The following is a 6,812-nucleotide window of genomic DNA, read 5'->3' as shown; positions in this document are numbered from 1 at the left end:
CGTAATGTTCTCGGGCTGCGACACCCTGCAATCGGTGGCCGGCGGGCTCTCCCAATTAGAAATGGCCAACGGGCTGCGCGCGGCCCTTACCCAGGGCCTGTTCAGCGGTTTTGACGCTTTTGCCAACCCCAATCAGGGAAATCCACTGGTACGCTTTGCCTTTCCCGGCGATGCCGCGAAGATCGAAAAAACATTGCGCGACCTGGGCCTGAGCTCCCTTGTGAACCAGATGACCTCAAAGTTCACCAACGCCATGGGGCAAGCGGTTACAGAAGCAAAACCTGTTTTTGTCAATGCAGTTAAGCATATGAGCATTGCGGATGCCGCCTCGCTTTTGCTGACCAATAACCGGCGGGCTGCTACCGAGTTCTTCAAGGCCCAAATGTCGCCTGAGCTGATGACCAAATTCCGGCCGATCGTTGACAATACGGTACGCACCAGCGGTGCCGACAAGGACTACCAGAACGTTGCAAAAGCATACAACGCCATTCCTTTCCTGGGTAAGAAACTGGAGACCAGCCTGAACGATTTTATTGCCGCACGGGCCATTGACGGTATGTTCCTGTATGTAGGAAATGAAGAGGAAAAGATACGGACCAACCTTGCATCCCGGAAAACGGATCTTTTGAAACGGGTTTTTGGCTATGCCGATCAGCAAATGCGGATTAGGGGCGGGCAGTAACCCATCCGCGGTCAGCTATCGGGCTTAAGTTCGATTGATAACTGATCGTTCCTATCCTTGTTGTTTAAGATTCAACGTTTAAAGTTTCCAGTTGGGTTACGGCTCGAAGCCTGATGAGTCAATGGTCATTGCCCGGTCCCGGCCGTTTGTCTATCATTTAATTTCTAATGTTCAACGATCGGGACTTGCCCATAACGGATACGGTTTTATAGTTGACAGGGAGTTTACATTCCCACATTTTCAAATCTTCAAATCTCCGAATTCCAAATGCTGCCTGCCGGCCTTACCACAGCTGGTTGCTCTTTTGCAGTGAGTAGGAAAAACCAAGCCCCAATGAATAATATTTGTTTGGATTATTGGCGCCTTCCGGATTGTGATTATCAAGATTCTTTGTCAGGAACCGTACATTGCCTTCCAGGAAAAGACGTCCACGGTTGCTTACCTGGTATTTAACCCCCCCGCCAACCGGGAGAATGAACGCCACTTTATCCGAACGGTCCTTAAATCCATTGGAAGAGCTGTAGTTAAATAACCCATAAGCTCCTGCTCCTGCAATGATGTAGGGCGACCAGCGGGTTACCGCATCATTCAGCAGATCGAACTGGGCCTTTACAGTAGCCTCCAGAACATTTGTATTAAATTTTCCTGTAGGGCCGCTTACATCCTCTTCTTCAAGGTTATTTCCTTTGAGCTCGCCAAACAACAGCTCGCCCCGTACATACAGCCGGGAGGGCAGGATCATGCTGTGGTCATAAAACGCCGAAACAGCGTAGGAAGTATGGGTACCCAACGGTGTTTTTACGGCATACCGGCCCGAATATCCCAACGCCCCTGCCGTAATCCCCACATGGCTTTTTTGGGCAACATAATCTTTCTTCGTTCCGTTACCCTGGGCCATTGAAAACAAACTGCTGCCAATAAAGCCGGCTAAAAGAATCAAACTTTTTACTTTCATAATTTTATTATTTACTCCACATACGCCGGCTCAGGCTGTTCAGCTGCTGCTGAATTTCTGTAGCATGAGCGTTGGTAAGCGGGTTTTCATTAAATCCGTTCTCTGCGTCTAACGAGGATTTGATCACTTTACTATCAAACAGCCTGTTCTCAAATACTTCTTCCCAGGTAATCCGGCCTCCCATGTCCAGCGGATTCACAATATTGCTGCGTACCAGGGTTTTTCTTAAATCGGGGTAGTAGATCCAGAACAGCGCGTGCTCACTGTTGGCAACGGTGTACCCGTCTGAAGTGGTATACGAGGATAAGGGGGCAATGCCCAATATACGGATGTATGTTTTCCCATCCCGTTTATTGAACACCCACTCTTCTTTTATCCGGAATTTATAGACCGAGTCTCCCGAAACCATCCGGTTCCGTACCTGGTATCCTATAATATTTCCTTCCATATCATACTTTGCAGCGGTATCTTTTCCGCCACCAAAGCTTGCTACCACTTCATCGTAGGTAATGGGTGTTGTAAACCGGTCGTCGATGTTGCTGAAAGCCTGTACCCCATTCTCTTTTATTGCCTTCAGCATGATGTTTATCAGGCGTGTCTTTTCACCGCTATCGATCGCTTTATTGAAAAAATAACGGGCATTCTTCTGCGTCCGTGCATCAATGGTGCGCCATACTCTTACCCGGTACAGGGCATCGGAGGCATACAGGGCCGTATAGGGCAGCGGTGTGGCAGTGCTGTCCGACATATCATCCTCAAGAATATTGTCCTTACGTAACGATTTTGCCGCCCCTCCAAATAACCCACCGGTTTGTGCGCCCTCCACTACTTCAATGGGAAGATCCGCCTGAATACTGTCTACCACAGGAGATTTGTCGGGATCGGGCTGCGTGGGTTTTGCAGGCGTGCCTGATTTGGGCGTGGCCGGCTTTTTGGCGGAAGATGAGATGGGTGTATCGTACGCACTCCTTTGAGAAAAGCCGGCTTCTGAAACAAAAAGCAGTCCTGTTGTTACACATGCGGCCAAAAAAATGTTCAATTTCATCACTGTATATTTTACTATCGGGCAACTACCCGGTTAATACAAATTAAATGCGATGGGCGCCAGCGTCCGTGACCCACCCGGGCCGGTGGCCCGGATCTCATCAATGGTGATGGTGCTGCCGGGCTGTGCCCGTTCGATCAGCGAGCGGGCGGCATTAAAGGAATTTCCGCTCACTGCCTTATGCATAAATTCCGGGTAGCCGGCCCCTGCAAAGGTGATGGTATAACTGGAAACTGTAAACTTTACACCTTCAAAAACAAAATTTTCCAGTTCTGCCCTTACACCCGCCTGCGCTTTGAAATCGTTTACGCGCATCCGCCCGCCTTTGCTGGCACCTACCATTGCGGTGGGCGATGGCACTGATTTTACACGGAACTCAAAACTGCTTGTATGCTTCCCGTCGTTCACCGTAACCGTGGCGGTACCGGGTTTGGACACCCTTGCCACGTATTTCCCGCGTGAACCCGAGATGCTGCCCTGGCTGATGGAAACCCGCAGCTGATCGGCGCTGGTACCGCTTCCTCCACCCACCGATACCGGATTGTCCAGCCCCACATACAATACTTTAACAGCGTCTGCGCTTACCGTTAAACCGGTTGGCGAGGCCACTGTGTAGGTTATGTCTCTTGTAATGACAGAAGTGGTTCCGTCTGGTTTTACAAACGAAATATTCACCTTTTTCGTATAGGTTCCGGGACCACCGGCAACTGTTTTGTACTCAGCAAGGCCATCGGTATTCAGGGGTACCACCGCACCATCAATGGTCACCGTAGGGCGGGCATTCTTGCTGAAAGCACCTACACCAGCAGTAATATTAAACTCCTGACCGGGCAGCAGGTACTGTGCATTGGCAGTAGCAAGCGCCTGGAACTCGTCGTACACCACTTTTACAGCACCGATCTTATTGTGGCAGAACTCGATCACCTGGGACTCCGCATTCTTGACATCATTCTGGAACTTGGAGAGGATGGTAATTGCGGCAACCGAGGGAGTGCTCCGGAAATAGGCGGCCGACCAGGTCTTATTGTTGCTGTTCTTCACTACCGGCATGGACAGGTCCAGCGGCAACGCATGTTGAAACTCGGTATTGATCTCCGGGTCGATCGTCAGTATGGCCGTTTTGTAACCGGTCAGTTTTTTCAGCAGGTCCTCGCCTTGTTTTTTATCAACCATGATCCGGGTGGGCACATCCAGGTTGCTTTCTTTATAGGCCCCTGTTTTCGCATTCAACCCCGATGCTGTTTTGATCTGGGTCTTTAATGATTCGATGTAGTTCACCAGGTCGTCCGAAAGCTGCCGGGCCTTTTCTGCCTTTGGCATCCAGATCTGCGCCAGTTCCCGGGTTTTAGGATCATTTGCCTTTTCTTCAAGAGAGACAAAGATGGTTTTGTTCTTTTTATCGATGGTTCCGTTTGCGTTGGTCAAACTTTTGTCAATCGTTTTAAACGCATTCAAAACTTCCGAAGATACATTCAGCGCCAGCAATGCTGTCAGCACCAAATACATCAGGTTGATCATTTTCTGTCTCGGCTCTCTTGGTAAAGCCATAATAAAATTCCTTTTCTTGGGTTTTATAAATTATGATCGTTTCGTGCGCCGCTGCAGCCATTCGCCCCGCTGCAGATCATCATCACATTTTGCTTTTACGCGCAACGGGCGGTGCCTTCGGAAAGATGCATGCCCATCGATGGTTCAACCCGGCACCCCATCACCTTATCCGTTCTTCATCTGCATGGCGGCGATCATGCCGCTGTACATCTGGTTCAACTTTGCCAGGTTATTTGAAAGGTCGGCAATTTCTTTTTGTGTGTTCTTTGCATCCTCTGCGCTGTTCACCAATGCATCAGAAGTTTCTGCCAGCTTCCGGTAATAGGTATTCATCTGGTTGATGGAAGCACTGGCCTGTTTGATCTGCCGGGAATACTCCTCCGTATCAACGATGCTTTCAGAAGCATGGCTGATCCGGGTGATATTGGCCTCCAGGCTTTTGAAGCCTGCGCTCAGCCGCCCCAGGTTTTCCGGTGTGATATCGGCTGCCTTCAGCATTTCATCAACAGAGACCAGCGCGCTGTCTTTGGCCATCGCTTTTTTTACCACCACTGCATCGTCATCCGACCCCGCGGGATTACCCATCTCATCCACCTTCTGCGGAGGATTGAACAGGTACATCAGTCCAAAGCTTAAGAATACCAGTACCTCGGTGTACAATCCGATCTGAAGCCAGATATTGGGGTCGCCAAACGGAGAGGTCCCGGTCAGTTTAAACAACACACCCAATAAGACAGGAACAGCACCCAGCGAATAAAAGATCTCAAGGTATCTGTCTATCGGGCGAACTTTTTCAACAGCCATACACGCTAAATTTTATAGATAAATATTTGATGAGCTAAAAATTGATTATTCGGGCAAATTGACTACAATGCGGAATCCAAGATAGGAGTGGGCGGCGTCCAGGTCTTCAAATGAACGGTTCTCCTGGGTCATAAAAGTAGGGGTGTCTTTCCAGCTTCCGCCTCTGATCACTTTTCTGCGCTGCGCCCTTGATTCCGATTCCGGTGTTCCCCATTGAATGTCAGGGTTAAAGCGGTTCTGAAAGTTCTCCCCGCCTTCGTAATAGGAGGTAGTGGTCCATTCTGATACATTATCCGCCAGGTTGTACAACCCATAATTCCCTTTTTTGGCACCTTTTACATACACGGGAAAGATCTTTCCTTCACCGGGTATTGCGGCGCGGGTATTGTTGCCGATCTCATCGGCGTCCTCTTTGGGACCACTTTCTTTTTTTGCATCGCTTTTCATATTCAGGCTTGCGGCATATTCCCATTCTGCCTCTGTCGGGAGCCGGGCCTTTCCTCCCCCACTGCCCCTGTTCTTCGACTGCCGGGCCAGGATCTTATGCTTGGTCATCCAATCGCAATAGGCGCTGGCCTGTTTCCAGCTGACACCCACAACCGGGTAATTCTGATATTTAGGACTGCTGAAATAATTAACGGCCATTTGTTCGTTATTGGAATAACCAAAATCGCGCATCCATGCCAGGGTATCCGGATACACCTGAACCGTATAGCGGTACACGAAGTCCTTTGCATCTCTTCCTTTGTTTTCTTTTTTGGCGGCCTCCTGGTAATTAAATCCTTCAAGAGCGTATATGAGCTTATCCGGATCGATCATCCGTTTCTGGCTGATGGTCTTTGACGGATCCAGCACCAGGTCGCCCAGCTGTGAAAGGATGGCCGGATCAGAATAGTTGATCCGGGAAGCCTCCTTCCAGTTGATCATCGTATCGTTCCCAATAACTGTAACATATTGGCCTCCAAGTCGTTTTGCCGTAATGGAATCCCGCACCCAATTTACGAACTCATGGTATTGGGCATTGGTCACCTCGGTTGCCGACATATAAAAACCGCTGATCAGGACCGGCCGTTCCTGCCGCTGGCTGGTGGCCGATGTAGAATCGCCATGATTGCCCATAATAAACGTACCAGCCGGTATTTCTACTACCGACATCGGCAGGGTGGCGCCAATTTCAGATTTTTTACTTACAACTTTTCTTAAACTGATACTTTTTTGGGAATACGAAGGGAAACACAAAAAGGATGCGATAATAAAAAGAAGAAGGTTCCTCATTGAAAAATTTAGGTTTAAAAAACTTATAATTCACAAAATGTCTGCCAGAATCGGAGCAAATTAAACCTCTTTTCTAAAAAAGGGGAACTTTTTTTATAGGATTCTTAAACAACCCTCAATTATACCCCAAAAAGGGTATCCGAATGCCGGGGCCCGGCTGATATTTTCCGCTGCGGAAAAACGGGCCCAACGGGCACAAAAAAGCCCGTTGAGGAACGGGCTGTAACAGAAAAGAATCTCTTATAGGGGAAGCGCTCCTTCGATAAGCACGGTTACCTTGTTGTTCAGCACTTCCACAAACCCACTCTGGATCTGGAAAAAGCTGGCTTCACCGTTGATCCGGTCTTTCAGGATCTTCAGCTTGCCCTGCTGCAAAGCGGCAATCATCGGCGCATGTTTTTCCAACACCTCAAAGGAGCCGGAAATGCCTGGCATTTGTACGCCATAAACATCACCGCTGTATACCTTTTTTTCGGGGGTTAATATTTCTAATTGCATAAAGT

7 protein-coding genes are annotated in these 6,812 nt (G+C 48.9%); 1 reads left to right on the top strand and 6 read right to left on the bottom strand.

Annotation, left to right across the window (positions count from 1 at the left end; all coding sequences use genetic code 11):
* Nucleotides 1-682: DUF4197 domain-containing protein (locus tag B160_RS0126850; protein ID WP_157558252.1), on the top strand; the 682-nt coding region annotated here is incomplete at its 5' end.
* A 283-nt stretch (nucleotides 683-965) separates the two neighbouring features.
* Here the strand turns inward: B160_RS0126850 and B160_RS0126845 are convergent.
* The 6 genes from B160_RS0126845 to atpC all read right to left on the bottom strand — a co-directional run bounded on the left by B160_RS0126845 (nucleotide 966) and on the right by atpC (nucleotide 6,807).
* Nucleotides 966-1,637, bottom strand: coding sequence for an outer membrane protein (locus B160_RS0126845; protein WP_018631070.1), 672 nt, complete (start codon nucleotides 1,635-1,637; stop codon nucleotides 966-968).
* Nucleotides 1,638-1,644: 7 nt separating this feature from the next.
* On the bottom strand, nucleotides 1,645-2,682 hold the full coding sequence (gene porN, locus B160_RS0126840; RefSeq protein WP_018631069.1) for a type IX secretion system ring subunit PorN/GldN: 1,038 nt from the start codon (nucleotides 2,680-2,682) through the stop codon (nucleotides 1,645-1,647).
* Between the two features lie 33 nt (nucleotides 2,683-2,715).
* The gene (gene porM, locus B160_RS0126835; protein WP_157558251.1) at nucleotides 2,716-4,230 is read right to left on the bottom strand and encodes a type IX secretion system motor protein PorM/GldM; all 1,515 of its coding nucleotides are present in this window, start codon (nucleotides 4,228-4,230) and stop codon (nucleotides 2,716-2,718) included.
* Nucleotides 4,231-4,395: 165 nt separating this feature from the next.
* On the bottom strand, nucleotides 4,396-5,034 hold the full coding sequence (locus B160_RS0126830) for a GldL-related protein (protein WP_018631067.1): 639 nt from the start codon (nucleotides 5,032-5,034) through the stop codon (nucleotides 4,396-4,398).
* 45 nt (nucleotides 5,035-5,079) lie between these two features.
* A complete protein-coding gene (gene porK / locus B160_RS30250; RefSeq protein WP_018631066.1) occupies nucleotides 5,080-6,309 on the bottom strand; it encodes a T9SS ring complex lipoprotein PorK/GldK in 1,230 nt (409 codons plus the stop codon).
* Between the two features lie 240 nt (nucleotides 6,310-6,549).
* Complete coding sequence (gene atpC, locus B160_RS0126820; RefSeq protein WP_018631065.1) at nucleotides 6,550-6,807, bottom strand: ATP synthase F1 subunit epsilon; 258 nt, start codon at nucleotides 6,805-6,807, stop codon at nucleotides 6,550-6,552.
* Nucleotides 6,808-6,812: the final 5 nt, after the last annotated feature.

It is taken from the genome of Niabella aurantiaca DSM 17617 (genome assembly GCF_000374125.1).
GTDB lineage: Bacteria > Bacteroidota > Bacteroidia > Chitinophagales > Chitinophagaceae > Niabella > Niabella aurantiaca.
The sequence above is the reverse complement of the archived record's forward strand: the minus strand, read 5'-3'. Positions and strand labels throughout refer to the sequence as shown.